This is a genomic window from Parasedimentitalea nitratireducens (assembly GCF_057444295.1).
In genome coordinates this window covers 1-1,607 of sequence record NZ_JBYAXC010000036.1, presented here as the reverse complement: position 1 = coordinate 1,607, position 1,607 = coordinate 1, and the positions used below count along the sequence as shown (strand labels likewise).

Below are 1,607 nucleotides of genomic sequence, written 5' to 3'. Positions count from 1 at the left end.
GCTGGTTCTTAAATAGTTCACTTTCGCGCGCCGCTTCCAGTTCTGTTGTGACCCTGTTGGCAAGATGCGCCATTGCATACATGGCGTCCTGTTTTGGCGCCTCAACAAACAAACCTCTGCCAAGATCGGTTATGTCTCGCTGATTGGATGTCTCTTCCGACATTGCCAATAACGTCATGGTATGTGTCAGCAGCAGATTCTCATTATCGCCGGAATAAAACTCACCATATGTGAAAAAGCCCGCCGCTGGCGCAATTTTTTCCAAAGCCAACAATTCCGCCGCTATGGCGTCGCCCAGAAATCTGCGCCGTCCCATGCAGGAATAGACAAACAATGCTTCATGGGTTTTTGTGAACTCCTCTACCAACCTGCGTGTCGTATTGCTGAGGATCAGGTCTACGTTGCCAACTCCAAAACGGACGTTGTCTCCCTCCCCTATGTTACCTCCCATGGTCAGAGAGCCATCTTCAGCAACCTCAGAGACCGCACCACCGACAAGGATACCGTCGCGTTCGGCAAGCAATGGAAATGAGATGCCTCCTCTCGGTAGTTTTTTGGCAATCTGCGTACCAAGATATTTTGCGTAAATGTCCCTGGCTGGGACGCCGTCGATCTCGTACACTCTGTTTGCTTCGGCTTTGGTGATGCGCATCTTGCGCCCCATCGGCGTCCAGTCGAAGCATTCGTGAGTCTGTAGTTGAAGATGCCCACCGTTTAGTGCCACGGCGACGACGCCATGGTCGGTGATTTCGGTCTTATCGAATACAAAGGTCTCCTGCACATTGCCTGCATCCGCTGCCATCCCTCCTGACACAACGACGCCGGGGCATGTTTCGGTGAAAGCTCTCATATATTCTTTTCCATTGGTCAAAAGCCCGTCGGAAAAGGTGATGATTGCCTTGGTGGACGCTGTCATAATTTTTGTTGCAATCCTCTGCCCGGTGGCAAAATGATTGTCACTTGCATGCGCCAACAGGCACACGTTCAAATCTACATGTGCGAACTCAGTAAAGACAAACAGCACCGCTTCCCCATCGTGAACCCGGCCACCACTAATTGCTCCGTCGGTTGTGCAGCCGACAACAGCAGCCCTTGGATAGTGCTGCGCAAGGGCGCTTTGAATGTCACGGATGCCGGTTGAGAGTAGAACACCAGAAAACACCTGTATCAGCAACCGGTCACTGTCCGGAAAATCACAGGACGCAAGCCGGTTTTCCAGCTGGGTGCAGGTGTCAACAAGCAGTCTATGAACTCTCAATAGCAGTCTCCCAACCAAATCGCCTTTGAAGGTTCAGCACCTCTATTCCCGTTTTATTCTAGTACGTTTCTTCGAGGCGTCTGACTTTCTTAGCCATTTCGGCAGTAACTCTTGCAAATGCACCTTTCAGGAGCACCTCTTGCTCTTGATGTAATATTCAAGATGCGAATTTCTCGCGTGATGGTAGTTCGAACGACCGTGCGAGCTAGCCGCACGGTCCAGTCACAGGCAGCAACCCCTTCCGACTTCTTCGGTGAGTGCCGGTATTCCCTTGTGACGCACATATGTACAACAAAAGTGGGTTAGGACTGCTTCTGGTTCTGCACGTCGAATGAGTTTGGGTTCTAAG

At 51.2% G+C, this 1,607-nt stretch carries 1 protein-coding gene; it reads right to left on the bottom strand.

Annotated features, from left to right (window positions below):
• Positions 1–1,162 (bottom strand): FIST signal transduction protein (locus AC2T28_RS24890; protein WP_486751291.1); only part of this gene is annotated, 1,162 nt, incomplete at its 3' end.
• Between the last annotated feature and the right edge of the window lie 445 nt (positions 1,163–1,607).